Source organism: Streptomyces sp. NPDC007901, assembly GCF_042959465.1.
In the GTDB taxonomy this organism is placed as follows: Bacteria; Actinomycetota; Actinomycetes; order Streptomycetales; family Streptomycetaceae; genus Streptomyces.
On record NZ_JBIBKW010000003.1, the window covers coordinates 684,419 to 710,770 of the forward strand.

Annotated in this window: 24 protein-coding genes and 1 pseudogene; 9 read left to right on the forward strand and 16 right to left on the reverse strand. The window is 71.0% G+C overall.

Translation table 11 applies throughout. The features are described 5' to 3' along the window. Positions 1–16: 16 nt before the first annotated feature. The 5 genes and pseudogenes from ACFZDK_RS13375 to ACFZDK_RS13395 form a co-directional block, all read right to left on the reverse strand. Complete coding sequence (locus ACFZDK_RS13375; protein ID WP_390972133.1) at positions 17–1,267, reverse strand: cation:proton antiporter; 1,251 nt, start codon at positions 1,265–1,267, stop codon at positions 17–19. A gap of 6 nt (positions 1,268–1,273) precedes the next feature. Further along, positions 1,274–1,759: a TrkA C-terminal domain-containing protein gene (locus ACFZDK_RS13380; protein WP_365679661.1), complete on the reverse strand. Its 486-nt coding sequence runs from the start codon at positions 1,757–1,759 to the stop codon at positions 1,274–1,276. A gap of 128 nt (positions 1,760–1,887) precedes the next feature. Further along, positions 1,888–2,259: a peptidoglycan-binding protein gene (locus tag ACFZDK_RS13385; RefSeq protein ID WP_390972134.1), complete on the reverse strand. Its 372-nt coding sequence runs from the start codon at positions 2,257–2,259 to the stop codon at positions 1,888–1,890. Between the two features lie 114 nt (positions 2,260–2,373). Then, positions 2,374–2,547: pseudogene (locus tag ACFZDK_RS13390) on the reverse strand (alkaline phosphatase); the annotation flags it as partial. A gap of 43 nt (positions 2,548–2,590) precedes the next feature. Further along, a complete protein-coding gene (locus tag ACFZDK_RS13395; RefSeq protein WP_390972135.1) occupies positions 2,591–3,532 on the reverse strand; it encodes a TSUP family transporter in 942 nt (313 codons plus the stop codon). 162 nt (positions 3,533–3,694) lie between these two features. Between ACFZDK_RS13395 and ACFZDK_RS13400 the strand changes: the two genes are divergently transcribed. Beyond that, positions 3,695–4,705: an ATP-binding cassette domain-containing protein gene (locus tag ACFZDK_RS13400; RefSeq protein WP_390972136.1), complete on the forward strand. Its 1,011-nt coding sequence runs from the start codon at positions 3,695–3,697 to the stop codon at positions 4,703–4,705. After that, positions 4,702–5,496 (forward strand): ABC transporter permease, encoded by a 795-nt coding sequence (locus ACFZDK_RS13405; protein ID WP_390972137.1) that lies wholly within the window; start codon positions 4,702–4,704, stop codon positions 5,494–5,496. Before ACFZDK_RS13400 ends, ACFZDK_RS13405 begins: the two co-directional genes overlap by 4 nt. On the opposite strand, the gene ACFZDK_RS13410 is transcribed toward ACFZDK_RS13405, so the two are convergent. From ACFZDK_RS13410 to ACFZDK_RS13420, 3 genes are all read right to left on the reverse strand, one after another. After that, positions 5,474–8,668 (reverse strand): BTAD domain-containing putative transcriptional regulator, encoded by a 3,195-nt coding sequence (locus ACFZDK_RS13410; RefSeq protein WP_390972138.1) that lies wholly within the window; start codon positions 8,666–8,668, stop codon positions 5,474–5,476. The two genes, ACFZDK_RS13405 and ACFZDK_RS13410, sit on opposite strands and share 23 nt — an antisense overlap. Positions 8,669–8,769: 101 nt before the next feature. Continuing rightward, on the reverse strand, positions 8,770–10,461 hold the full coding sequence (locus ACFZDK_RS13415; RefSeq protein ID WP_390972139.1) for an adenosine deaminase: 1,692 nt from the start codon (positions 10,459–10,461) through the stop codon (positions 8,770–8,772). Positions 10,462–10,550: 89 nt separating this feature from the next. Beyond that, positions 10,551–11,372: a methyltransferase domain-containing protein gene (locus tag ACFZDK_RS13420; protein ID WP_390972140.1), complete on the reverse strand. Its 822-nt coding sequence runs from the start codon at positions 11,370–11,372 to the stop codon at positions 10,551–10,553. 139 nt (positions 11,373–11,511) lie between these two features. Here ACFZDK_RS13420 and ACFZDK_RS13425 point away from each other — a divergent pair, with 139 nt between their 5' ends. Further along, positions 11,512–12,204: a GNAT family N-acetyltransferase gene (locus ACFZDK_RS13425; protein WP_390972141.1), complete on the forward strand. Its 693-nt coding sequence runs from the start codon at positions 11,512–11,514 to the stop codon at positions 12,202–12,204. 149 nt (positions 12,205–12,353) lie between these two features. Next, a complete protein-coding gene (locus tag ACFZDK_RS13430) occupies positions 12,354–14,348 on the forward strand; it encodes a YncE family protein (protein WP_390972142.1) in 1,995 nt (664 codons plus the stop codon). A gap of 528 nt (positions 14,349–14,876) precedes the next feature. On the opposite strand, the gene ACFZDK_RS13435 is transcribed toward ACFZDK_RS13430, so the two are convergent. The 6 genes from ACFZDK_RS13435 to ACFZDK_RS13460 all read right to left on the reverse strand — a co-directional run bounded on the left by ACFZDK_RS13435 (position 14,877) and on the right by ACFZDK_RS13460 (position 18,383). Then, complete coding sequence (locus tag ACFZDK_RS13435; RefSeq protein ID WP_390972144.1) at positions 14,877–16,118, reverse strand: SpoIIE family protein phosphatase; 1,242 nt, start codon at positions 16,116–16,118, stop codon at positions 14,877–14,879. A 237-nt stretch (positions 16,119–16,355) separates the two neighbouring features. Next, on the reverse strand, positions 16,356–16,667 hold the full coding sequence (locus ACFZDK_RS13440) for an STAS domain-containing protein (RefSeq protein ID WP_390972145.1): 312 nt from the start codon (positions 16,665–16,667) through the stop codon (positions 16,356–16,358). 144 nt (positions 16,668–16,811) lie between these two features. Continuing rightward, entirely contained in the window at positions 16,812–17,087 is a 276-nt protein-coding gene (locus ACFZDK_RS13445) for a hypothetical protein (protein WP_390972147.1), read from the reverse strand. A gap of 10 nt (positions 17,088–17,097) precedes the next feature. Continuing rightward, positions 17,098–17,808 carry a DUF5994 family protein gene (locus ACFZDK_RS13450; protein ID WP_390972148.1) on the reverse strand — a complete coding sequence of 237 codons (711 nt, stop codon included), beginning with the start codon at positions 17,806–17,808 and terminating at the stop codon, positions 17,098–17,100. Between the two features lie 39 nt (positions 17,809–17,847). Beyond that, a complete protein-coding gene (locus tag ACFZDK_RS13455; protein ID WP_390972150.1) occupies positions 17,848–18,195 on the reverse strand; it encodes a hypothetical protein in 348 nt (115 codons plus the stop codon). Then, positions 18,192–18,383 (reverse strand): CsbD family protein, encoded by a 192-nt coding sequence (locus ACFZDK_RS13460; protein WP_390972152.1) that lies wholly within the window; start codon positions 18,381–18,383, stop codon positions 18,192–18,194. Before ACFZDK_RS13460 ends, ACFZDK_RS13455 begins: the two co-directional genes overlap by 4 nt. Positions 18,384–18,697: 314 nt before the next feature. Between ACFZDK_RS13460 and ACFZDK_RS13465 the strand changes: the two genes are divergently transcribed. Together ACFZDK_RS13465 and ACFZDK_RS13470 are read left to right on the forward strand one after the other, a co-directional pair. Then, positions 18,698–19,699, forward strand: coding sequence for a fatty acid desaturase (locus ACFZDK_RS13465; RefSeq protein ID WP_390972154.1), 1,002 nt, complete (start codon positions 18,698–18,700; stop codon positions 19,697–19,699). Positions 19,700–19,741: 42 nt separating this feature from the next. Continuing rightward, a complete protein-coding gene (locus tag ACFZDK_RS13470) occupies positions 19,742–20,140 on the forward strand; it encodes a DUF5994 family protein (RefSeq protein WP_390972155.1) in 399 nt (132 codons plus the stop codon). Between the two features lie 63 nt (positions 20,141–20,203). Here the strand turns inward: ACFZDK_RS13470 and ACFZDK_RS13475 are convergent, their stop codons facing one another. After that, positions 20,204–20,812, reverse strand: a complete 609-nt coding sequence (locus ACFZDK_RS13475; RefSeq protein WP_390972157.1) for a DUF5994 family protein — start codon at positions 20,810–20,812, stop codon at positions 20,204–20,206. Between the two features lie 225 nt (positions 20,813–21,037). Beyond that, complete coding sequence (locus ACFZDK_RS13480) at positions 21,038–21,526, reverse strand: Asp23/Gls24 family envelope stress response protein (protein WP_390972159.1); 489 nt, start codon at positions 21,524–21,526, stop codon at positions 21,038–21,040. Between the two features lie 461 nt (positions 21,527–21,987). On the opposite strand from ACFZDK_RS13480, the gene ACFZDK_RS13485 reads away from it, so the two are divergent. The 3 genes from ACFZDK_RS13485 (at position 21,988) to ACFZDK_RS13495 (ending at position 26,286) form a co-directional block, all read left to right on the forward strand. Then, positions 21,988–22,962 carry a CorA family divalent cation transporter gene (locus ACFZDK_RS13485; RefSeq protein WP_390972161.1) on the forward strand — a complete coding sequence of 325 codons (975 nt, stop codon included), beginning with the start codon at positions 21,988–21,990 and terminating at the stop codon, positions 22,960–22,962. Positions 22,963–24,003: 1,041 nt separating this feature from the next. Further along, entirely contained in the window at positions 24,004–25,062 is a 1,059-nt protein-coding gene (locus ACFZDK_RS13490) for an LPXTG cell wall anchor domain-containing protein (protein WP_390972163.1), read from the forward strand. A 381-nt stretch (positions 25,063–25,443) separates the two neighbouring features. Beyond that, positions 25,444–26,286 carry a phosphatase PAP2 family protein gene (locus tag ACFZDK_RS13495; protein ID WP_390972165.1) on the forward strand — a complete coding sequence of 281 codons (843 nt, stop codon included), beginning with the start codon at positions 25,444–25,446 and terminating at the stop codon, positions 26,284–26,286. Positions 26,287–26,352: the final 66 nt, after the last annotated feature.

A 26,352-nucleotide genomic window follows, 5' to 3' on the forward strand; every position in this document is an offset into this window, starting at 1 on the left:
TCAGCTCCGCACCTGATCACGTCCGGCCCACCGTGTCCTGGTCCTCCGCCGTGGCCTCGGTGGCCGGGTGCGGGATCGTGACCCCGGCCGCGAGAGGCTCCGCTGTGCCGGAGCGGCGGGTGAGGCGGCGGGCCAGCGGTTCGGTGTAGCGGGCGGTGAGGGGGCCGAGGATGACGAGGATGAGGACGTAGGCCGTGGCCAGGGGGCCCAGGTCGGGTTCGATGCCGGCGGTGACGGCGAGGCCCGCGATGACGATGGAGAACTCGCCGCGGGCGACGAGGGTGCCGCCGGCCCGCCAGCGGCCCTTCGCCGAGATGCCGGCGCGTTGCGCGGCCCAGTAGCCGGTCGCGATCTTCGTCAGCGCGGTGACGACCGCCAGGGCGAGCGCGGGCACGAGGACGGGCGGAATGCTCGCCGGGTCGGTGTGCAGGCCGAAGAAGACGAAGAAGACGGCGGCGAAGAGGTCACGCAGGGGCGCGAGCAGATGGTGGGCGCCCTCCGCCACCTCGCCGGAGAGCGCTATGCCGACGAGGAACGCGCCCACGGCGGCGGAGACCTGGAGTTTCTGCGCGATGCCCGCGACGAGGAGGGTCAGGCCGAGGACCACCAGGAGGAGTTTCTCGGAGTCGTCGCTGGAGACGAAGCGGGAGATGTGCCGGCCGTAGCGGACGGCGACCACCAGGACCAGCCCGGCGACGCCGAGCGCGATGGCGAGGGTGAGGCTGCCCGCCGCGAGGCCCGCGCCGGCCAGCAGGGCGGTGAGGATCGGCAGGTAGACGGCCATGGAGAGGTCCTCGAGGACCAGGATGCTCAGGATCACCGGGGTCTCCCGGTTGCCGAGCCGTCCCAGGTCGCCGAGGACCTTGGCTATGACGCCGGAGGAGGAGATCCAGGTGACACCGGCCAGCACCACCGCCGCCACCGGGCCCCAGCCCAGCAGGAGGGCCATGGCGGCGCCGGGCACCGCGTTGAGCGCGGCGTCGACCAGGCCCGCCGGGTACTGGGTCTTGAGGTTGGAGACGAGATCGCTGGCGGTGTACTCCAGGCCGAGCATGAGCAGCAGCAGGACGACGCCGATCTCGGCGCCGATCGCCACGAACTCCTCGCTGGTGCCGAGCGGGTAGAGCCCGCCCTTGCCGAAGGCGAGACCGGCCAGCAGATAGAGGGGTATGGGCGAGAACCGGAAGCGTCCGGCGAGCCGGCCGAGCAGGCCCAGGCCGAGGATGATCGCCCCGAACTCGATCAGGAACACGGAGGAGTCGTGCACGACGGCTCACTCCCGCCCGAGTATCGCGGCGGCCGCGTCGACGCCCTCGCGGGTGCCGATGACGATGAGCGTGTCCCCGCCGGCGAGCCGGAAGTCGGGTGTGGGGGAGGGGACCGCGTCGGCGCGGCGCAGCACGGCCACGATGGAGACGCCCGTCTCGGTCCGCATCCGGGTCTCGCCCAGGAGCCGGCCGTTCCAGTACGAGGTGGCGGTGAGCTCGATCCGCTCGGCCACCAGCCCCAGGTCGGTGGTGGACAGCAGGTTCGGGCTGTGGTGCGTCGGCATCAGCGCGTCGATGAGCGCCGCCGTCTCCCCCGAGGACAGCCGCATCGACAGCGCGCAGGCGTCGGGATCGTCCTGGTGGTAGGCGCTCAGAATCCGTGAGCCGTCCCGGTGGGCCACCACGGACAGTTTGCGCTGTTCCCGTGTCGTGAGGTCGTAACGGACCCCGATTCCCGGCAACGGTGTCCTGCTCAGGCGTGGCGCCCCCAAGGCTGTCTCCCTGTCTCGTCCGGCTCGTCCTTTGCGATTTCTTTAACCACACCCTAACCGGCGCGGCCGGAAAGCGGTTGCGAGCCTGTGGACAGAAGCGGGGGACAGGGGCGGGACAGCGGCGGTTCTCAGCTCGGGTACGGCACGTAGCAGTCCAGCGCCGGGTGGTACAGCGCGTGCCAGGTGCGGCCCTCGATGACGCCGCTCTCCGGCAGGCCGTGGCAGACCTGGATCCACTCGATCTTCTTCTGCAGGGCCGTGCCGTAGACCCCGTCCGGGGCGAGTTCGGGCGGCTGTCCGCCCCACGCGTTGCTGAGGCACTGGGCCTGGCTGACCGCGGCCCCGGTGGCGCCGTACCCGAGGGTCGGCCGGTAGTCCGAGGACACGTACGCGCAGCCCTGGTGATCGGCGGCGGCCACGGCGGTACGGGGCACCGCCAGGCCCAGTGCGGCGGCCGTGGTCAGCGCCGCGGCCGAGGTGAGCAGTCGGTTCCGTCTCATGCCCGCTCCTTCTGGGGCGCCCGGGGTCGACGTACGCCCATGGTCGCGCGCAGGAGGCGGGACCCGCGAGTCGGGCGGACGGTGGCGGCCGCCCGTCCGACTCGGGTGCGCCGGTCAGCGCAGGCGCAGGGCCTCGCGGATCGTCGTGAACAGGTCCGTCTGGTTGGTGACCCCGAGGACGCGGTAGGCCTGCGGGCCCTGGGCCGCGATCCGGACCTCCGTGCCGGTGTGCTCCTGGGACAGGGCCGGGGTGTTGGTCGAGTAGTTGACCTTCAGCTGCCGGCCCTCGAAGGTGGAGTCCGGGCCACCCGGGGCCCGGCGGCACCGGTGGTCAGCCGGAGCCGCCCGTGACGCCCGCCGTCTCGGCCCCCGCGGGCGCCTCCGACACCGGCGCGGAGCCCTCGGGGTGGCGGGCGGCGAAGCGCCGGTCACGCAGGCTGACCACGGTGCCGAGGAGCGCCATGCCCAGGCATCCCAGCACGATGGCGGTGGACGACGCCTTCAGCATCGACAGCCCGGACCCGGTGAGCAGGACGACCAGGGCCCAGCGCACCGCGGACCCCGAGACCCGGCTGGAGATGACGGAGCCGGCCAGGACGCCGGGGATGGCGCCGATCAGCAGCGTCGCCGCGAGGCCCAGGTCGGCGTCGCCGACGAGCAGGTGCCCCAGGGCGGCGGCGGCCACCATCGGGATGGCCTGCACCAGGTCCGTACCGACGAGGTGGTTGGCCTTCAGGCGCGGGTGGGCCAGCATCAGCATCACGATGATCAGGGAACCCGAGCCGACCGAGGTCATCCCGACGATCACCCCACCCACCAGCCCGATGAGCAGCGTGGCCACGGGCCGTACCGGGACATGGGCGTCCTCGTCGGCCGTCGCGGCGCGGCGGCGGTCCAGCCACAGGCGGGTGAGCATGCCGACGACCGCGAGCATCAGCGCCGTACCGACGACGTACTTGACGCGTTGCTGCAGGTCGTCGCCGTCGCCGAGGGCGCGGAGCAGGAACACGCCACCGAAGGCGGCCGGGACGGCGGTGGGCAGCAGCCAGCGCACGATGTCCCAGCGCACCGTGCCCGCCCGCTGGTGCACCAGCGCGCCGAACGGCTTCATGAACACGGACGCGGCCAGGTCGCTGCCGATCGCCGCCGTCGGGTTCACCCCGAACACCATGACCATGATCGGCGTCATCAGGGCTCCGCCGCCCATGCCGGTGAGTCCTACGGCGAAGCCGACCAGGGCTCCCGCGATGATGATCGGGCCAGTGGAAACCATGCGGGGACCTTAGCCACCTTTCCTATGGGAAATGTATGGAACGACCTCCGCGGTCCTGCATCCCCCCGCCCACCTGCGGTTTCACCCCACCTGAAACCGCCCCCGGCGGCCTGAAACCGCGCTGAAGCCGTTCTGAACCGCTGCGGCGGCACGCTCTGCGGCATGACCTCGACATCGACCTCCACACCGACCTCGACATCGACAGAGCAGGAACTCGCGATCGCGGCCACCGGGCTGCGCAAGTCCTACGGGGACAAGACCGTCCTGGACGGCATCGACATCCGGGTGCCGGCCGGCACGATCTTCTCCCTCCTCGGGCCGAACGGCGCGGGCAAGACCACGGTGGTGAACATCCTGTCCACCCTGATCTCCGCCGACGGCGGCGACGCCCGCACCGCCGGGCACGACCTCAGCGCCGAGGCTCAGGCGGTACGGGCCGCCATCGGCGTCACCGGCCAGTTCTCCGCCGTGGACGGACTGATCACCGGCGAGGAGAACATGCTCCTGATGGCCGACCTGCACCACCTCCCCCGCGCGGAGGGCCGGCGGGTGGTCGCCGAGCTGCTGGAGCGCTTCGACCTCACCGAGGCCGCGAAGAAGCCCGCCGCCACCTACTCCGGCGGCATGAAGCGCCGCCTCGACATCGCCATGACCCTGGTCGGCAGCCCGCGGATCATCTTCCTCGACGAGCCCACCACCGGCCTCGACCCGCGCAGCCGCCACACCATGTGGCAGATCATCCGCGAGCTGGTCTCCGGCGGCACGACGGTCTTCCTCACCACCCAGTACCTGGAGGAGGCCGACCAGCTCGCCGACCGTATCGCGGTCCTCAACGGCGGCCGGATCGTCGCCGAGGGCAGCGCCGAGGAGCTCAAGCGACTCGTGCCGGGCGGCCACGTACGGCTGCGGTTCTCCGACCCGGAGGCGTACGAACGCGCGGCCACCACCCTGCGCGAGACCACCCGCGACGACGAGGCGCTCACCCTGCAGATCCCCAGCGGCGGCAGCCAGCGCGAGCTGCGCGCCATCCTCGACTGGCTGGACGCGGCCGGCATCGAGGCCGACGAACTGTCCGTGCACACCCCCGACCTGGACGACGTGTTCTTCGCCCTGACCGGCGGTTCCGTACCCGCTCAGCCCACCACTTCCACTGCCAAGGAGACCGTCCGATGAGCACCGCCGGCTACGCCTTCCGCGACAACATGACCATGCTGCGGCGCAACCTCCTGCACGCCCGCCGCTACCCCTCCCTCACCCTGAACCTCCTGCTCACCCCGGTCATCCTGCTGCTGCTGTTCGTCTACGTCTTCGGCAACGTGATGAGCGCGGGCATCACCGGCGGCCACGCCGACCGCTCCCAGTACGTCAACTACCTCGTCCCCGGCATCCTCTTCCTCACCGTGGCCATGACCTCGCTCGGCACCGCGGTGTCCGTGGCCACCGACATGACCGAGGGCATCATGGCCCGGTTCCGCACCATGGCGATCTCCCGCGCCTCCGTGCTGATCGGCCACGTCGTCGGCAGCGTGATCCAGACGCTGATGGCCCTGGTGCTGGTCCTGGGCATCGGACTGGCCATCGGGTTCCGGCCCGACGCCTCGCCGGTGGAGTGGATCGCGGCGGCCGGCCTGATGGCCCTGGTCAGCGTCGCGGTCACCTGGCTCGCGGTCGGCATCGGCCTGATCAGCCCCAACGCCGAGGGCGCCAGCAACATCGGGACGCCGCTGGTGATGCTGCCCTTCCTGTCCAGCGCGTTCGTGCCGGTGGACGCCATGCCGGGCTGGTTCCGCTGGTTCGCCGAGTACCAGCCCTTCTCGCCCTTCATCGAGACCCTGCGCGGACTGCTGCTGGGCAGCGGGATCGGCACCAGGAACGCGGTGCTGGCGCTCGGCTGGTGCCTGGCGCTGATCGTCGTCGGCTACCTGTGGTCCAAGGCGATGTTCAGCCGTGAGCCGCGGCAGTGAGCTCGTGCCGGGCCGCGACCCGCAGCTGATCCCGCCCCAGGGCCGCGTACTCCGACCTCGCGTCGGCGTACGCGGCCCGATCCGCGTTCTCGGCGGCCGCCCGCGACCGGGCCGAGGACATGGTGGGCAGGTCCCGCATCACGGGCATCAGCTCCGCCAGCGCCAGCAGCCGTACGGCCGCCGTCTCGCCACGGGCCACCCCGACGTAGCCGAGCGCCAGCAACACCGAGCCGTACACCGGCAGTTCCAGCAGATCCCCGGCACCGGGCGCGTCGGAACCCGAGCCGGTGCCGGGCGTCCCCGGGCCGGAACCGGACAGCATCCCGAGCAGCCGTACCCGCAGCTCCTCGGCGAGCCGGGCGACCGGCTCCAGCCGGCCGTGCTGCGCGTGCGCCGCGAGCGCGGCCGCCTGCACCTGGAGCGACCACGAGTCCAGGAAGGGATCGTCCGTGGCCAGCAGACTGGCCTCCCGGATCCCGCCCGCCGCCTGCCGCCACAGGCCGAGACCGACCTCGGTCAGCCCCCGGGCCAGCGCGATCTCCGCCCGGGCCTGCAGCAGTTCGGGCGTGAAGGCCTGCGGGGACTCCGGCTGCCGGTCCGGGGCGGCCAGACCCAGCCAGTACTCCGCCTCCTCGACGTCCCCCCGCTGCAGACAGGCGGAGACCAGTCCGTAGCGGACGCCGATCGCGTCCGACCAGCCGCCGACCTCGCCGATCGCGTCCGCGGCGCGCAGATGGTCGTACGCCTCCGCGCCGCGCTCCGTCTTGAGGCACAGCTCGCTGATCCGTCCGTGGCTGAGCAGCATGGTGATCGGATTGCCGAGCGGTCGCACCGCGGCGAGCATCCGCCGGGCGTGGTCGAGCGCGCGCTCCGTCTCGTACGCGGCCTCCCACAGGTAGCTGGCGACGCCCGCGGCGAGGCCCGCCAGCAGCGGTTCGTCGGCGTCGCACAGCTCCTGCAGCCGGGCCCAGTCCGGCGGGTGCATGTCCGGGACGGCGGACAGTACGACGGCCAGCGCCCGCAGCACGGTGTCCGGCGGCGCGGGCGGCAGCCGGCGCAGCGTGACCAACTGGCGCACGGCGTGCGGGCCGTAGCCCATGAAGAGCGCGGCCGTGCAGATCGCCGCCGCGCTCCGCAGCGTCTCCACGTCCTCCGGGTGCTCCGGTCCCGGGCGGAACCGGGACAGCGGCCCGCCGGTCTCGGCGGCGAGCGTGACGAACCGCAGGTAGCTGTTGCCGACGGACCACAGGGAGGCCAGTACGGCGGTGAGCGCGGCGATGGCCGGCCCGTCGGCCCGGGCCACGGCGTACCGCAGCGCGAGGACGAGGTTGTCCTGCTCGGCGCGGACCCGGTCGAAGGAGGCCACCGCCTCGTCGCCGAACAGCGCGTCGTGGTGGGCCCGGCCGAAGTCCCGCGCCCAGGACAGGAACCGGTCCGTCACCGCCGCGCTCTCACCGGCCTCCTCGCGTCGCGCGGCACCGAACTCCCGCAGCGTCTCCAGCATGTGGAACCGGACCCCGGAAGGGCCTTCCCCGACCTTGACCAGGGACTGATCGGCCAGCTGCTCCAGCAGATCCAGCGCGCCCCCGCCCCCGCCGTCCCCGATGAGGCACTCGGCCGCGTCCTCGGTGAAGCCCCCCGGGAAGACGGACAGCGCCCGGAGCGCCGCTCGTCCCTCCGGCTCCAGCAGGTTCCAGCTCCACTCGACCACGGCCCGCAGCGTGCGATGCCGCTCCGGGGCGTCCCGGGCCCCGCCGCGCAGCAGCGCGAAACGGTCCTGCAGACGGCGGGCGATGTCGGCCACGGAGAGCACCCGTACCCGGGCCGCGGCCAGTTCCACGGCCAGCGGCAGCCCGTCCAGATGCCGGCAGATCTCGGCGACCCGGTCGGCCGGCAGGTCCACCCCGGGCCGCGCGGCCCGCGCCCGCTGCTCGAACAGCTCGACCGAGGTCGCCAGCGACAGCTCCGGCAGCGCGTACACGGACTCCGAGGTCAGCCCCAGCGGAGCCCGGCTGGTGGCCAGGACGCGCAGCTCCTTCGACCGCGACACCAGCGCCTGTACGAGCGCGGAGGCGCCGGCGACCACATGCTCGCAGTTGTCCAGGACCAGCAGCGCGGAACCCGGCCCCAGCGCGGCGACGATCCCGCTCGCCACGTCCGCGCCGGCGCCCGGCAGCTGGCGTCCGTCCCCGCCCCCGACGGCCGAGGCCACCTCGCCGGCCACGTCGTCGTCGGCGGTGACACCGGCCAGGGTGACGTAGTGCACCACCGGCTGTGCGGCCGCCCGGCTCACCGCGTGCGACAGCCGGGTCTTGCCCAGCCCGCCCGGCCCCACCACGGTGACCACCCGGGTCTCGCGCAGCAACCCGGCCACGGCGGCGACATCGGTGTCCCGCCCCAGCAGCGGGTTCGGCTCGTGCGGCACACCGTGGCGCACCGGCGCCGTGTCCGCGCTCAGCAACTCCCGGTGGACGGCCTTGAGCTGCGGCCCCGGATCGGTTCCCAGCTCGTCGCGGAGCCGCCGCCGGTAGCCGTCGTACCGGGTCAGCGCCGCGGCCCGGCCTGCGGTGGCGGCCTCGCAGCGCAGCAGCTCCGCCAGCACCTCCTCGTCCCGCGGCAGCGCCCGGCTCAGCTCGGCCAGGGGCGCGGCGGCCTCCTCCCGCCGCCCCACCCGCGCGAGCGCCAGCGCCCGCGACCGGACCAGCGCACGGAAGACCCGCACCCGGTCGGCGCGCAGCGCCACCACCGGATCGTGCAGATCCTCGCCCGCCCCGGCGCCCACGCTCCCGTCCCACAGCGCCAGCCCCGCCTCGGCCCGCGCCAGCGCGCCCTCGTGGTCCCCCGCCCGCGCCCGCTCGGCGCCGGCCGCCTCGTGCAGCAGCAGCGCGGAACTGTCGACCCGCGTCTCGTCCAGGGCCAGCCGGTACCCCGTCGGCGTACTCACGACCAGGTCGGCCCCCACCTGCGCCCGCAGCCGCGACACCAGGATCTGCACGGCCTTGCCCGGCCGCTCCGGCAGCTCCTCCGTCCACAGCCCCTCCACCAGCCGCCCCGTGCTGCAGCCGGCCCGCAGGTCCTCCGCGAGCAGTGCCAGCAGCCCGCGCAGCCGGGGCGCGGTGATCTCCCGTCCACGACAGGCGACTCGGGGCAGCAGGGTCAGCTCGGTGGTCACCCGTGCAGCGTAGCCAGGGACCGGGGCGAACGGGCCGGCGCCGGAGCCCCACTGGAGCAACCGGAGTTTCCGAAGCGTGCGGAGGCGGCAGCCTCCTGGCTTCAGAGAGCGGGGTGAACAGGGTGGCCGGAACCCTCGAACCCCGCGAAGGCGGCCTCCTGTCGCCACTGGACGGCGGCCTTCGGGCTGGCGGCGATGAGCCGCCGGCACTCCGCACCCGGCGGTCGCGGTCTGCCGTCGCCGTCGGCGTCGCCGTCGGGGAGCTGTCCGGCGCAGACGGACACCGGCCGGTAGCCGTCGCGGGTCGGGTTGCCCCACCACAGGCTCCGCCCCGGCAGGAAGGCGTACTGCAGGGAGGCGCGGGCCAGGTCCTTCAGCTCCGGGTACGTCAGTCCGTACGTCTCCGCGGCGTACCGGTACTCGTGGCTGATGTCGATGCGGGAGACGCCCGGGTCGTCGGTGGCGAGGACGACCGGTACGCCGAAGGCCCGGTAGGTGTCGAAGGGATGCTCGGCCCCGCGCACGCCGAGGATCTGCGCGTTGCTGGTGAACGGCACCTCGACGGCCACCTGTCGGTCGGCCATCACGCTGGCCGTCCGCTGCCAGTCGTCCTCGAACCGGAGGTCGACGCCGTGCCCGACACGCTCGGCACCGGCGACGTCCACGGCCTCCCGGATGTGGAACCTCAGGTCCTCCGGCTTGACCAGCCCCGGCCACAACTCACCGGCATGCAGGGTGACATGGGCCTTCGGGTACACGGTGCGCAGATAGTCCACCATCCGTATCTGCAGGCTGTAGTTCCGCAGCGCGCTGTCCCCGTCCTCCGGCTGGACGAGGTTGACGGCGACGAACCGGGGGTCGCGCTCGGCCAGCCGCATGCCGAGGGCCAGTTGCGCGAAGACGCTCTCGGGGGAACCGCCGCGGAAGGCCTGGTAGACGAAGCGCACGGTCAGCCGGCAGCCGGGGCGGGGCCGGCCGGTGTCGCAGCGGGCGGCGGCCCGGAACTCGGCGTCGCTGGCGTCGGTCTGTGCCCGCGCGTCGGCGACCACCCGGTCGAGCCCGCCGTCCGCCACCAGCCTGGCGTGCAACGCGGGAAGGTCCGGATCCCAGCCGACCTGCTCCGCCAGCCGCGCGGCCTCGTCGGAGCCCGGATTGACCATGGTCTCCAGATAGAGCTGGTGCTGTGCCGCGACCGAGTCGGCGACCTCGGCGAGCACCTTGCCCGGATGCCGCGCGGCCACGAGACCGAACTTGTCGAACGTGGCGAAGAAGTGGTCGTGCCCGAGCCGGTCCGGCGGAAAGTCCTGCATCGACCAGGCACGCAGGATCGCCTCCCGGAAGTCCCGGTCGGTCCGGGCATCGGCCGCCGGACGGCTACTACCCCCGCACGGCGGTACGACCGCGGTCAGCGTCGCCGTGTCGATACACAGTCCGTCCTCACCGGCCAGCTCGATCAGATACTCGGTCCGCACCGCACCGAAGAGATGATTGTGCAGGTCACCCCCTTTGGGCAGCCGCAAAAAGAAGCGCCGAAGCAGCTCCGGATCATCATGGATCGAGTCGAGATACGCGGCCGTACGGGCCTCACCGGCCGTCGCCGGCGGCCGAGGCTCTCCGCCGGCGCGCGCACCTGCACCGGCCGCACCCGCACCGGCCGCACCCGCGGTGGCCGCACCCGCGACGGGCGCGGCGGTCGACAGGAGCACGAGGCACATCAGCGCCAGGACGGCGAGGGCTGCGCGACGCGGGGGGTTGCCGGTACGCGTGCGCGGGGTGGCGTCGTGGATCGTCACACAAGGATGATCATCAGTCCGATTCGGCTACGACCGCACAGCCACGCGGCACACCCGCCGACGCCACCCGAGCGGGCGCAGCGCGGACCTCACCCACCGTCCACCGGACGGCACGCGGTGACGACGTAGTAGTCCAGCAGGCCGTCGCGATAGGCCGGCAGGAAATTACGCGGCCACCGCACGGGCTGGTCGATACCGGCGAGGAAGTGATCCAGCCCCGGCCAGACATGCTCGCCGATCGACTCGGCCCGTATGTCGCTCAGGCCCACGGCGTCGAGAGCTCCCGTCAGTGACGCCACCGGGTGCGCCACATCGAGCCCCGACGCGAAGCTGTCCAGCCGCGCGGCCAGTTCCCCGCCCGCGTCCTCGGCGCCGACCGGCACGAAGAAGCTGGTGACGGCCAGCCGCCCGCCGGGCCGCAGCACACGCGCGGCCTCCCGGACGAACGCGGCCAGATCACGGAAGTGCTGCGCGGCCTCGACCGAGTACAACCGGTCGAACTCACCGTCCCCGAACGGCATCCGCTCCGCCGCCCCACAAGCGAACCCGAGCCGCTCCGGCGCCCGGGCGAGCAGCCCGGCGTTGGCCCGGCGGGCCCGCTCCACCTGCTCGGGGTGGATGTCCAGCCCGGTCACCGAGGCGAACCCGAACTCCTCCACCGCCAGCACGGCCCCCACCCCCAGCCCGCACCCGACCTCGACACCCCGCGCACCCGCCCCGTCGAGCGCCCCCAGCACACACCGGTACAGATCCCGCTGACTCCGCACCCGATCCTCGGCGGTCAGCGGCCGATCGAGCGAAATCCCCTCCCAGTGCCCGAAGTTGATGAACCCGCCCCCGAACGCCGGTGCGGAACTCAGATCCTGGGCCCCGTACACCGCACGCACGGCCGGCACCACGTCATCACGCATACGTTCCCCGCACTCCCCGTCTCCCTCCACCACCACACCGCCCTCCTACCCGCCCCCGCCCCTGCTCCCACCACCCGCACTAGACTCCGCCCGACGACGCGCGCCGCCGCCAGGGAAGAAGGACCCAGGGGGAGAACACATGGTCTGGTCACGGCTGCTGCGCCGCGAGCGGCGGACGCCCAAGCTCCCCCTCCCCGGCCCCTGCTGGGCCCGGCGGCACTCCCTGCGCACGCAGCGCCTCCTGCTCTACACCCCCGAGACCGAGCTGGACGTCATCGCGGCCATGGCCGCCGGCTCGGACCCCGAGGCCCAGCACTGGCTCGGCAGGACCGAGGACACCGTCCTCGACGACCGCGTCCGCGAAGCCGTCCTCGCCCTGCGCCCCGGCGACCCCGACGCCCTCAGCTCCTCCCGAGTCGCCCAGCTCCTCCTGTCCCGCCCCTTCACCCCCCGCCCCGACGAGGGCGAGGCGCTGGTCGCCGTACGCCTCGACGACGGCAGATACGCGGGAGCCACGACCCTCCACCTCGACACCGGCCAGGTAGGCGGCTGGCTGGCCCCCCACTCCCGCGGCCAGGGCCTCGGCACGGAACTCTTCCGCGCCGCCCTCCACCTCGGCCACGCCCACCTGGGCCTCCCGACGGTCAACGCCGGCCACGAACCCACCAACACCGCCAGCGCCCGAGCCCTCACCGCCGCCGGCTTCCTCCCCACCCTCACTCCCGGCCCGCCCCACCACACCCTCCCCGACGGCCGCGAGATAGCCGCCACCTGGCTGACCCACACGTCCCCCACCCCACCCACCCACGGCCCGGCCACCCCGAAACCCTGACTCACGGTGCCGGGCGCCGGATCCCGCCCACTTCTTTGATCATCGTTGACCCTCGTTTGCCTCTGCTGTCACTGGCGTGACCTAGGCTCCGCCTGCTTCCCCAGTGCAACAACAGGGGCTCTTTTCGTTCCGGGGGGTTCGAAAACACCGTGCGCATACGCACTCTTCCGGCCGCGACAGCACTCGCGGTCCTCTTCGGCTCGGCCGCGCTCGCCGTCACCTCGGCCGCGCCCGCACTGGCCGACTCCAGCACCGTCCTGCCGGTCACATCGACCGGCGACGTCGTCGTGGACGGCGTCCACCAGCGGGTCTTCATCAGCGACCCGACCAGCGGAAAGGTCGTCGCGACCGACTACAGCGGCACGGTCGTCGGCACCGTCGACTCGCTGCCCGGCGTCCGCGGCCTGGAACTGTCCGCCGACTCCGGCACGCTGTACGCGGCCGTCGAGGGCGCCGACGCGATCGTCGCCATCGACACGGCGACCGCCACCGAGGCCCATCGCTACCCGACGGGCGACGGCAGCCGGCCCGAGTATCCGGCCCTCGCCGGCGGCAAGCTCTGGTTCGGCTACCGCGGCAACGGCAGCGGCAACATCGGCTCGCTCGACCTGAGCGGCGCCGACCCGGTCGTGGCCCTCCACCAGGACACCACCCGTACCTGGAACGACGCGCCGATCCTCGGCTCCTCGGCTGGCGCATCGGGCACCATCGTCGCGGGCGCACCGGGGCAGAGCCCGGTCGAACTCGCCGTGTACGACGTGTCGTCGGGCTCCGCGAACCGCACCGCGTACGCCTGGGACCCGGGCAGCAGCAGCAACCTCAGCGACCTCGCGGTCACTCCGGACGGCAAGGACGTCGTCACGGCCAGCGGCGCCCCGTACCAGCAGGAGGTGTTCAAGCTCTCGGACCTGTCGGAGGACGGCAGCTACACCACCAACCCCTACCCGAACGCGGTCGACATCGCCCCGAACGGCGCCGTCGCCGCGGGCACCTTCTCCTGGTACGACCCGGACGTCCACATCTTCGAGCCGGGCGTCTCCGACCCGGTGCGGCAGTACGACTTCCCGAACACCGGCGGCGGCAGCGGCTCCGACACCCTCGCGCCCTCGGGTCTCGCCTGGGCGCCGGACGCCAGCAAGCTGTTCGCGGTGTCGTACAACTCCGCGAACGTGTACTCGCTGCGCGTCCTCGACGACCCGACCAAGGCGGACACCACCCTCACGGCGACCGCCCCGGCCACCGCCCCGCGCGCCAAGTCCCTCGCCGTCACGGGCAGACTGACGTCGACCACCGCGCTCCCGTCCGGCACCACGGTCTCCGTCACCCGCACCGACGACGAGTCCCCGTCCGGCAAGGCGATCGGCACGGCGACGGTCGGCGCCGACGGCTCGTACACCTTGGCCGACACCCCGCCGGCCGGCGGCAAGGTCACGTACACGGTCACCTACGCGGGCGACGACTACCACGCGAGCGCCACCGCCCAGAGCACGGTGAACGTCACCCGCACGGCGACCACGCTGACGCTCGGCAACAACGGCAAGGTGTACGCGTACAACACCGCGGTGAAGTTCACCGCGCACCTGGGGACGACGTACAAGAACCGCACCGTCGCGATCTACGCCGACCCCTACGGCAAGGACAAGCCCGCGAAGCTGCTGAAGTCGGGCACGGTCGACTCCTCCGGCAACCTCTCCGTCACTGCCTCCCTGACCCGCGACACCAAGCTCACCGCCAAGTTCACCGGCGACACCCGCTACGTGCCCGCGACGGCCACCAGCACCGTCGGCGCACAGGTCAAGGTGTCGAGCGCGCTCGGCGGCTCCTACAAGACCAAGACGGCGTGGAGCCAGACCTACCGCTACTTCCACAAGTCCAAGGACCCCGTCTACGACACGACCATGACCCCGTACCCGGGCCGCAAGTACAAGATCGAACTGCAGCGCTACTACCAGGGCGCCTGGCGCACCACCCACTCCGAGTACCTGACACTCGGCTCCGCCGGCAAGGACACCCTCGAACTCACCGGCACCCCACCCACAGGCATCCGCTTCCGCGTCCGCTCCTCCTACATCGACACGACGTCCGGCGACAACGTCAACTCGACGACGCACGGCAGCTGGAAGTACCTCATCTTCACCAGCTGACGCCCTGACCCCACGGCCGCGGGCCTGCTGCCGAAGCAGACCCGCGCCCCGGGCATCCGCCAGTGGCGGGATGTGAACCCACGACCTCTTCGTCCCGAATGAGGACCGGGCGTGATCGACACTTGCCAGTTTCGCATTTTCGCAGGTCAGGGCGTCGGATGTGGCGGGTCTCGGGTGGTGTCGGGAGGGCTCGGGGAGCGGGTCGGCTCCCAAACGGCTCCCTCGGCTGGGCTTTTGCGGCGTACAGGGTGTCGTACGCTGCAAAAAACGCGGTGGCTCACGCATGTCCGAGGCACCGCACGGTATGCGCACGCGAAACGCCCAAGCCGGCCGAGTGGGGCGGTCCGTGCCTTGCCGTCCCGGTCCGGATGAGTCCCGCACTCGCCTGGGCACGATGCTGCCGACCGAGTCGGAGCCCCGTGGCGAAACGATCGTCGCGGGCGGGGCGGCGGGGAAAATCACCGGGACCCGCAGCCAGGCAGCGGGTCCCTGTGGCGTCGGCCCTGTCTTCGCCGGGTGGTTGTCGGCTCACTCCAGGAGCACGAGGTGGTCGGCGGCGCCCCCGCGCCATTCGATCAGGAAGAGGGTCGCGTCGTCGGTGGTGCGGCCGCCCCGTTGCTGCTTCAGGGCGTGGGAGAGCGAGCGCACCACCGCTCGTACCCCCTTCGTCGTGTGTTCGATGCGGTTGACCCAGTGGATGAGTTGTTCTTCGCCGAACTGTTCTTCGCCGGCTTCGTGCTCCTCGATCAGGCCGTCGGTGAAGCACAGCACCCGGTCGCCGCGTTGGAGCATCTGCCCGCTGATGCGGGGCTCTTCACCGCCGAAGCCGACGGGCAGGGTGGTAGGGCCTGCCAGTTGCCGGACGACCCGGTGGTCGCGGATCAGCAGCGGTGCGGGGTGGCCCGCGTTGACCCACTGCAGGTGGCCCGTCGCGATGTTCAGACGCATCATCTGGGCGGTGACGAAGTGGTCGGGCCCGAACTGCTCGGCGACGGCCCGGTCCATGAACGCGTAGATCTCGGACAGGCCGATGTCGGCACGTCTGGCGTGCCGGTAGGCCCCGACGGCGACGGTCGCCATCGTGGCGGCGTCCAGGCCGTGGCCCATCGCATCGACCATGGCCACGTGCAGGATGTCCTCGTTGAGGGCGTAGTCGAAGCTGTCGCCCGCGACGTCGTAGGCGGGCTCCAGGATTCCGGCCACCGCGACCTGCGGGACCGACATCGCCAGCGGCGGCAGCAGGGACCACTGGATCTCCGCGGCCACGCTCATCGGTTCACGGCGCCGCGCGCGGAAGAACTGATCGGTGTAGCTGTGCTTGGTGACCAGCATGTCGGCGACCAGGCCGGCGAGCCTGCGCAGCAGCCGCCGGTCGTTGTCATCGACGGTGTCCAGGGTGAGGGCCATCACGCCCACCTGGTCGCTGCCGTCCAGCAACGGCAGGTACATCCGGACGCCGTCGGCCTCCGGCACCTCGACAGTGGTCGCCTGCAGAAAGGCCGTACCGGCGGGGGAGTCGTCGATCGGCTCGGGCTCGCCGACCATCAGCCGCCGACCTGACAGCGGCACCAACACCAGCTGGCCGTAGTCCTGCAGCAGGATCGAGACGTCGCGGCCACCGACCCTGGCCACCTCTTCCGCGATCAGCGGGGCGATCAGCTGCGGCGGCATCTCGTGTGCCCGGTCCAGCAGCACCCCCAGCAGCCGCTCACCGAACCCTTCCGACCGGTCCAGCATGACCTTGTCAGGTCGGCGCTCGCCTTCCGTCACAACCGCACCCCCGCACCGGCGTCGTCAAAGCATCGACGACCGTGTCCATGCTCACCTCGTGCCGCGAGTCCAGCGCCCGCACCGACACACGGGCTCCTGACACGACCGTGATCAACCCGCACAGAGTGACGCGGCCGGTCACCCCGAACAGCCCATTACTCCAGAGAACGGCATGTCACACATGATCAGAAAAGGTGGCTCTCCGTACCGCTGTGCACCAGGTCTCTCCCGGGGCCGTCACAGGAGCAGAAGATCGGAGCCGGTGTCCGCGAGGAGCCGCGCGGTCTGCGGGGACGGGTGGTGCAGCCGCAGGGACGCGTGGCTCCCGGCGGCGTGCCGCGACGCGTCGAGGAAGACGCGCAGACCGCTGTTGTCGCAGCGGCCGACGGTGGTCAGATCCACGTCGATGGTGGTGATGCCGTCCTGCAGGCACCGCTCCAGAGCGGCGCGCACCTGGGGCGCGGTGGCCGGGTCGATCTCACCGGCCAGGGTGATCAGCGCCCGACTGCCCCGGTCGTGCCGGTAGACGTTCAGCTGCGGAAAAGTCATGACGCCTCGGTTCGGATGCCTCGGTTCATGGGTCCCGGCCGCTCCTCGCGCGGTCCATGGCCCGGGGGCACGCGCTCGGGCACACGCGTCGCTACGGGCCGAGTCGACGTCCGTACGCGCGGCCCGTGCGGGGAAACCGGCTGGTCACCTGTGGTGAGTGGTACGGCTGCGGCGGCGGCGCGGCGGGAAGCGGCCGCGGCCCCCGTCGCGGTGGTCCCGCCGTTCGCCGGCGGTCGGCGACTCGGACCGGTCCGGTTCCACCGGGGGCTGCGGCGTGCCGCGGCCGCGGCGGCCGGGCAGGCGGGCGCTGTACTGGTGCACGGCGATTCTGTCGGCGTGCTGGATGTTGAGCCGGTGGATCATGTACGCCGCCGCTGCGATGAGGACCACGAAGGCGGCGGCTGTCAGGAAGGCGTTCATGGCGGCCACCTCACATACCGATGATCAGGCGGCTGGCCCGGCCGGGGGAAGGGGTCTGTCGCGGAACGGCCGCTGACACCGACACCGCGGAGGCGCCGCCCTCGTACTCCCATGCCTCGTCCGGGTCCAGTGGCTCGTCGGTCGCCAAGACGCCGTGCCGGGCCTCGTCCGCGGCGATGAGCGCGCTCGCGGTCAGTGGCGGGCCGTCGTAGTCGGACGCGGCAGCCATCAGCCGGGCCGCCGACTCCGCCCCGGTTTCGGGCGGGATGATCAGCAGGTCCCAGCGGCCGGTGCCGTAGGAGAGCAGCAGCAGCTTGTGCGGGTCGATCTCCGGGGTGAACCAGCCGACCTTGACGATGTGGCCGTGCACGGGAACCTTGGGCGGGATGACCGGCCAGTGCTTCGGGTTGACGGCGATGCGGGTGATGCGGCCCCACAGGGGGTCCAACACATCGGTCAGTGCGGGCAGTTCGCTCAGCAGATCCCGGGAGCGGGGCCACCAGGCACCGTCCAGGAGTCCGCGGGAGGTGCCGTCGGTCTTCAGGGTGAGACGCGCGGCCGGGGCTGCGACGGGCTCGGGATGCGGCAGGGGTGGAAGCAAGGTCGCCGACATGATGCGGACCCGTCTCCGGGCCGCTTCTGCGGCGGCCCGGGTTTCATGGTTCGCCGAGAACGACCCGGCGTGGAAGCCGGTGTGCGGAATGCTCTCGGTACTGTCCACACTACTCCGCGCTCCGCCGCAGCGCGGAGTAGTGCCCGCCTAGAGCTGGAGCAGTCGTTGGGTGATCTCCCGGTACTGCCTCAGTGCGTGCCGGAGTTCGTCGGACTGCGTCTCGGGGTCCTGGTCCTGCCAGCCGGCGCGCAGGAGACGCCGCCGTTCCGCGAGGGCGTTCACGAGCTGGGCGGTGGCTTCGTCGTAGGCGCTCTCGGCCTCTTGCAGCGCCTCGCGCGGGGTGTCGGCGAAGGTGTTGAGGGCGTGCCGGAGGCGCCGGACGACCTTGTCCCGTTCGATCGAGGAGAGCAGCGGCTCCGGGCCCGGGCTGCGGCGCCCGGCCGGGCCCGGGGTGTGGTCCGCGGGCTGCTGCGCGCGCGTCTGGTCGTACATCATCGGGGGCCGCTCCCGTTCCGCCTGAAGGCGTCCTTGGTCTTCTCGACGGCCTGTTTCAGGCTTCCGGAGACCCGGTCGATCCTGCCCCTGCGTTGCAGCCGCCTGTCGTGGGTGACCCGGCCGAGCTCTTCCGTGATCCGGCCCTTCATCGTCTGCGCCTTGTTCCTGATGGTCCGTGAAACGGTCATGGCCGGCCTCGCTGTTGTCCGGTAGGTGAGTTCCTGCGGGGTCTGGGCGAGGCGGGAAGGCGGAATGCCTCACCGTGTGTTCCGGGGTGGCATGGCCCTGCACCGTGCTGCCAGTCAACGTCCGGTAATGGTCCGTGTCAACGCGGTGGCCACGCGATCCGGCCTGCCTCGTCTCGGAGCGTGCGGGAGTACGGTGGAGGCAGCGAGGGCTCTTCGTCTGCCGGTGTCCGAACCGGCCCGTCCTCGCGACTCCCCTCACATGGGCAGCCCGTGACCCCGGCCGTGCCATCCGCATCCAGGCCGAGGAGCCACGTATGCCACTCAGTCCGACCACGTCCACGACGGTCACCCCGTCGGATCCTGCCCCGGCGCCCCAGGGCTACGACGGGACGTCCCCCTTCCCGCAGGACGGTCCGGTGCCCGCGCGTAGCGGCGGTGAGCGTCTGTACATTGCGGTGACGACGGTGATCGTCGTCCTGCCGTTCCTGGCGATCGGTCTCGCCGGCTGGCTGCTGTGGGGGAGTCTCATCCATCCCGCCGACATCGTGCTCGCGCTCGTCCTCTACACGATCACGGGTCTCGGCGTCACGGTCGGCTTCCACCGCGGCCTCACTCACGGCGGTTACCGGGCCGTCCGTCCCGTGCGGATCGCGCTCGCGGTGGCCGGTTCGATGAGTTTCCAGGGCGACGTCATCGGCTGGGTCGCCACCCATCGCCGCCATCACGCCTTCACCGACCGGCCGGGTGACCCGCACTCCCCGTACCGCTACGGCACGCATCTGCGAGGCCAGTTGCGCGGACTGCTGCACGCCCATATCGGCTGGCTCTTCCGCAACGACCCTACGCCGCCGGAGCGTTACGCCCCCGATCTCCTGGCCGACCGCGACATCCGTGCCGTCGCCCGCGCCTTCCCGGCGCTGTGCGTCCTCACGCTCGCCCTGCCGTTCGCGGTGGGCTGGGCCATCGGCGGTACGTGGCTGTACGGCGTAACCGCCCTGCTGTGGGCGGGATTTGTGCGTATCGCGCTGCTCCATCACGTCACCTGGAGCGTGAACTCCCTCTGTCACATGATCGGTGAGCGCCCGTTCCGCACCCGGCGCCACGACCGGGCCACCAATCTGTGGCCCCTCGCCCTGCTCTCGTTCGGCGAGAGCTGGCACAACCTCCACCACGCCGACCCCACCAGCGCCCGCCACGGCGTCGACCGCGGTCAGATCGACCCGTCGGCCGCCGTCATCCGCCTCCTTGAACGCCTCGGCTGGGTGTACGACGTGCGCTGGCCGACGGCGCAGCGGGTCGCGGACCGTCGTGCCTGACGTCAACCACTCAATCGCTTACGGCAGTTGGCAGGAGCCTTCATGACCACCGCACTGCAGTCCCCGCTTCCCTCCCACCCCGTCCTGCGGATGCGTCTCGCATCCGGCAGCGGCATGCCCCGACCCATCGACGGAGCGTGGTGGCCCCGTTCGTACGACCTGCTCTCCGAACTCCCCCAGCTGCTTGCCGGGTTGCCGCGCGCGTGGGGTCACATCACCAGCGTCACCGTCAACGGGGCGACGTGGCCCGCGGTGCCCGGCCGGATGCTCGTCTTCAACCAGGTCGTACGCCTGCACAGGACCCTGGCGGCATCCGCCCCGCACACGATCGTCCTGCTCGCCCCCGGCCGGGGGCGCTGGGACCTGCTGGTCGTGCCTCCGGATACGACCGAGGAGACAGCGGAACCGCTCATGGCGGCCGCGGCAGGTGGTCATGTGTGATCCGGCCCACCACGGACTGCCCGGTGAATCATCAGGCACCGACGGCCAGGGCGACGACGACCGTCACACCCCCACCATCAGTCGGCCGGGCCGGCTGCTGGTGGCCTCGGACGAGGAGGAGGTCCCGCCGGCCTGTTCCGCCGTCATGAGGGCGGTCGCGGTCATCGGCGGGCCGGTGTTCGCGCTCGCGGCGGCCATCAGCCGGGCGGCCGAGGGAGCGCTGGTCTCCGGGGGTATCACCAAGAGGTCCCAGCGGCCTGCCGTATAGGACAGCAGCAGGATCTTGTGCGGATCCTGCTCCGACGTGAACCAACCGGCCTTCACCACATGGCCGTTGACGAGGATCTTGCGCGGGATGATCGGCCAGTGGCGGGGGTTGACGGCGATATGGGTGATCCGGCCCCACAGCGGATCCAGCACGTCCGCCAGTGCGGAGAGTTCGTGTGTCAGGTCACGTGACCGAGGCCACCAGGCACCGTCCAACTCGACGTGCCCTGGTGAAGGACTCACGGCTTTCAGGGCGAGTCGCGCGGTCGGGGCCCTGAAGGGAACGGCCCGCAGCGGGGGATGAGAGGTGGTCGCGGACATCGCGCGAACCCGTCTCCGGACCTCTGCACCTCTGCGCGAGGGCAGCCGTCCGGTGTCGTTGCTCACCGGGAACGAAACCGGCATCGGAGCCGGTGTGCGAAGTGCTCCCGATGAGTTAACGCTACTCCCCGAAGAGGCCGAACGGACCGCTCTTGGACGTCGGCTCACTTCCGTCGGCGGTCGTCCTCCGAGGAGCGGCTGGTCTCACCGTCGCCGGTTACCGTGCTCGCGGGTGTGGAAGAGGTCACCGAGTTCCCCGTCAGCCATGCCCATCGCGCGCTCCTTGCTCGCCGTGGCTCCGGCAAGCGATTACTCGAGCCGCCGCTCTGGTTGTCCCTCGTCCTCGTCGAACAGATGTACATCTCCGACTGCGATGTTGACTTCGACAACTTCCAGACCGGTCATCCGCTCGATGGCAGCGATCACGTTCTCTCTGACGTCGCCCGCGACCTCGATGATGGAGACGCCGTACTCGACGACGATCTCCAGGTCCACAGCGGTCTGTACATCGCCGACCTCGACCTTCACTCCGCTGGTGACGGACTTCCCGCCCGCACCGGGCATCCGTTCACGCATGGCCCCCATGCCACGGGCGAACCCACCGCCCATCGAATGGACGCCCGGCACATCCCGGGCGGCCATCCCGGCGATCTTCGCCACCACACCGTCGGCGATCGTTGTACGGCCACGCGACCCCGGATCGCTTCCGTGCGGCACCCCCGCACTCTTCCTGCCGCGCTCGCCCAATGATCCCGCGCGAGGGGTCTCGGGCCGGTTCGGCAGTCCGGTCTCCGTCATCTTCGGTCACCACTTTCCGACGCAATAGGCGGCCTGTCGTGCCCCCTTCCTTTCACGCTAACGGCGAGTGCCCGACCTCGCTCAGGCAAGTGGCATGTGAGCGATGTCGGGCATTGCGCCGGGAGACGCGGTGGTATCCCACGCAGAAGGGCAGGTCGGGTGGCCGGCCGGACCGCCCTGCCGGACGCGGGCCCCACGGCTGTGCCCCATCCGCGTTTGGCAGAAGAAACAGCAGGACGTCAGCCTCCCGGTATCAGCGGCGGGCCGGCCGCTGTCCGCCGTCCATGTGGACGGCGCGTCTGTCGGCCCTTGAAGGCAACGGTGTTCCAGTTGTGTCACTCGCGGAGGTCGGCCGGGTGGATCACACCATCTCTTCGTGTCAGTCACCGGCCCACCCGTCGGGGTGGATGTCCGGTAGTGGTGTCCGCTGATGCTCCGCTGGTGCCGTTAGGGTGCGCGACATGGCCCGTACTCGGCTGTACCGCGACGGCTCCCTGGTCGAGGAGGACTTCCCGGTCCGTGACATCTCCCGGCATCTGGCGGATCCGTCTTCGATCGTGTGGCTGGACCTGTACCGCCCGAACCGCGCCGAGTTCACGGCGGTCGGCGAGGAACTCGGTCTCCATGAGCTGGCTCTCGAGGACGCGCTGCACGAGGGACAACGGGCGAAACTCGACAGCTACCGCACCCATCACTTCCTCAGTGTCTACGCGGTCGCCGTCGCCGCGGACGGCGCAGGACTGACGATGAGCGAGCTCGCGGTCATCCTCACGCCTCACGCGCTGATCACCGTCCGCAAGGACGCCGCGTTCGACCTCGACGAGTTGGTTGCCCGCTGGGACCGTACCCCGGCTCTGGCAGCACACGGGGTCGCCTTTCTGCTCCACGGCCTGCTCGACTACGTCGTCGACGGGCACTTCGCCGCGGTACGGCAACTCGACGAACGTATCGAGGAACTTGACGATCTGCTCTTCGCCGAAGGCGGCCGGCAGATCCAGACCGTACAGCGCCAGTCCTACGCCCTGCGGAAATCACTGGTTCGGCTCCGTCGCGTGGTCCTGCCCATGCGGGAGGTCGTCAACGCCCTCATGCGCCCCGACCTCGACATCGTCGACGGCCCCCTGCAGCCGTACTACCGCGATGTGTACGACCACGTGCTGCGTGCCGGCGAGTGGACGGAGTCGCTGCGCGACCTGGTGGCCTCGGTGATGGAGACCAATTTGTCGGTGCAGGCGAACCGGATGAACCTGATCATGAAGAAGGTGACGAGCTGGGCCGCGATCATCGCCGTGCCCACGGCGATCACTGGCTTCTACGGACAGAACCTTCCCTACCCCGGCTTCGGACAACAGTCGGGTTTCATCGTTTCCAGCGCCGTCATCGTCGTTGTCTCTCTGACGCTGTACTTCGCTTTCAGGCACTGGGACTGGCTCTGACCGCACACGCTGCTGCGTGTGCGGTCAGACGGGTCCCGGGAGCCGGTACCCGAAGTCGACTGCCAAGACGGGGCCGAACAACAATTCAGGCCCGGCGCTGATTTCTCAGCGCCGGGCCTGACCTGGTGTTTCACTGTCGGGGTGGCGGGATTTGAACCCACGACCTCTTCGTCCCGAATGAGGTCCGGGCAAGATCACTACCGGCCGAGTTGGTGTTTATGCAGGTCGTGCCGTTGGTCTCGGGTGGTGTGGTGAGGTATCGCAGGGGTTCTGGGAGAAGATCTTCTCCCAGTTTTCTCCCAAGCGGCTGACATGCGGTGGGATGGCCATGGACCTGCTTGCCATTGCGTGCGGAAATTTGCTTGGCGCTGGTGGCGCTCTCGGACGGTCACTTCGCGTTCGGTGGGGTCGGTCAGCCTGTTCCCTGCGCGGCAGCGTCGAAAACGTCTCCGAGCCGTAGCCGCGCTGTTGGTCCGGAGTGCGAGGCCGGGCCGGCGGTATAGCGGGACCATGCCTCGTTGTTGTCGCCGAGCGCGTCCAGCACTACCGTTGCCACGGCCGTGTGGCCTTCCGTAGCGGGAGCCGCCGACGGTCAGGGCCGTCCATGCGGGCAGGACGCGGATCAGTTTCGGTGCGGGGTCGGGAAGGGCCAGGATCTGGCGGGTCCAGGCTTCCCTCAAGTTGGGTCCACCGCCCAAACGCTTTCGGGGCTCTACGGTGATCTGGGCCAGCGCCGCCTCCGCGCGAGTCGATGTCCGCCGTACCCGTGCTGGAGGCGCTGCTGGGACTCGGCGTGCAGACGGGCCGGGACCTGGTCGCGCGCATCGCCGTGACGGCCTGAACCCCTGACGGTTTCCGCGCTCGATGCGTTCACTGTTGTGACGCACTTCACTCTGGGATCCTCTGAGGTGAGGGCAACTCTTCTCGCCGGTCACAGGTCTCCCATGCGTAACCAACAGTCGCGCCCGCGCCCCACACGCGAGAGCCTTCCGATGCGTGCTGCGCCACCGCAGCCCGCCTGTCCTGTCGAGGTCCTCACAAATGAAGCTTCGCCGTGCCGTGGTCACCGCGGCCGCAACGGCAGTCATAGCCCCGCTCGCCCTCCTCTCGGCTCCGGCAGCCTTCGCTGACGACGCAGCGACTCCGGCCGCATCGGCGAGCAGCCCTGCGGCTGATGAGTCGAGCCCCGCGGCTGATGAGTCGAGCCCGGCCGTCGATGAGTCGAGCCCGGCGGCTGATGAGTCGAGCCCGGCCGTCGATGAGTCGAGCCCGGCGGCCGACGAGTCCAGCCCGGCCGCCGACGACAGCTCCCCCGCGGACTCGGGGTCCCCCACGCCGTCGGCGACCCCGTCGAAGCCCAGCGACTGGACTCCGGACCAGTGCGACGCGTTCAACCTGGACGAGAACCTCAAGGTCGCGGTGGACGGCCTGCCGAGCAAGATCGTCGCCGGCTCCGGCTGGCACGATTTCACCTTCTCGGTGCAGAACAACTCCGACACCGACCTGAAGAACGTCTGGGTCGACACGTTCACCGAGTACGACGACAACGTCAACGTCAACGACTCCCTCGCCTACGAGCTGGCCCAGCTCCAGTACAAGGACCCGCAGACCGGCAAGTGGACCGACTCGTACCAGGACAGCGACGGCAGCGACGTCGTCCCGGGTACCTTCGTCGGCGTCATCGACGCCATCGACAAGGGCGCCAAGGTCGACATGGACCTGCGGGTCCGGGTCAGCTCCAAGGCCCCTGCGGGTTCCTCGTTCGCCATGAGCAGCGCGATCTACGCAGGCAAGGGCACGTCCTGCAACGGCAACGGGGACTCGTACGAGTTCACGGTCCTCAAGGCCGGCAGCACCACCCCGGCCGGCACCGGTGACGCCAAGCCCACCGGCGACAAGCCGACGGGCAAGCCCGAGTCCGGCATGAAGCCGCAGGGCGGCTCCGAGCAGCTTCCGGTCACCGGCAGCCTCGCGCACACCGGTTCCTCCTCCGACCTCCCGGCGATCGGCCTCATCGGCGGTGCCGCCGTCGTCGCCGGCGCTGGCGCGATGTTCGTCGTGCGGCGCCGCAAGGGCGCCGGCGCGAACACCGCCGCGTAAGCACGCCTGAGGCGCGATGGCCACCTCGCCCGAACACGGCAGGGGTGCCGCATGACGTCTCTGCCGTGTCCGAAGGGCCTGTACCTGAAAGGGCTTGGGTGCAGGCCCTTCGCTATGCCCGCACACAGCGCAAACAGTCGCCGCTGGCCGCCTCGCGCTTCCGGCCGGCCACCGGGTCGGTTGTGCACCTAGAGGTGAGCGAACCCGAAAAGGCGGGGCTCCAGCGGGAGCAACTTCGGGCACCGATATATTCGGTGAGCGACGAGTTCGGGCACCTGTGTGTTCGGAGCCCGCATCACCCCTGGGTGAGACAGGGGCCGACACACCCCAGGAGCAACGATCGGCCCACAGCCCGCGAAGAACTCATGGAGCCACATCCGGATGACGATCAGCGCCTCCGCGATGCGTTCTGCAGCACATCGCGACCGTCTCCGTCGGAGGACCGAGCTGCCGCTGCTCGCCGTCGTCTACGTCCTGTACTCCGGGATACGCCTGCTGATCAGGGGCGAGGCAGCCGATGCCGTGAAGAGCGGGGTGGGCATCCTGCATGCCGAGCAGCTGGTGCACCTGCATCCGGAGCACTGGTTCAACCGGCTCTTCTCCGACCACGCCCTCCTGGGCGTACCCGCCGACTTCGCCTACGCGTCGCTGCACTACGTCGTCACACCCGCTGTCCTGGTCTGGCTGTGGCGCCGCCACGCGGCGCACTACCGGACGGCCCGCACATGGCTGATGATCTCCACCCTGATCGGCCTGGTCGGCTTCGCCGTACTGCCCACCGCTCCGCCTCGACTGCTGAGCGGTGGGCACGCGTTCATCGACACCATGGCCCAGTACAGCTCCTACGGCTGGTGGGGTGCCGACGCCAGTGCGCCGCGGGGCCTGGGCCATCTCACCAACGAGTACGCGGCCATGCCGAGCCTGCACGTCGGCTGGTCTCTGTGGTGCGGACTCGTACTCTTCCGACTGGGGCGGCACCGGCTGGTGCGCACCCTGGGAATCGTCTACCCGGTGGTCATCACGGTCGTGGTACTCGGCACGGCCAATCACTACCTGATGGACGCGGCCGCCGGCGTGCTGGTGATGGGTATCGGCTTCGTGCTCGCCAAGCCGGTACTGCGCATCGCCGACTCACTGGCCCTCCGCAAGCACGAGGACAAGCAGGCTGCCCTCGGTCCGGCACAGGGCATGGCGGAAACGGCAGCAGCGGAAAGCCGGTTGTGACCTCGCGGGGCGGCTGAGCCCGGAGCCGGGGAAGACCGGGAGACGGGCGTGCGCGGCGGGATCCTC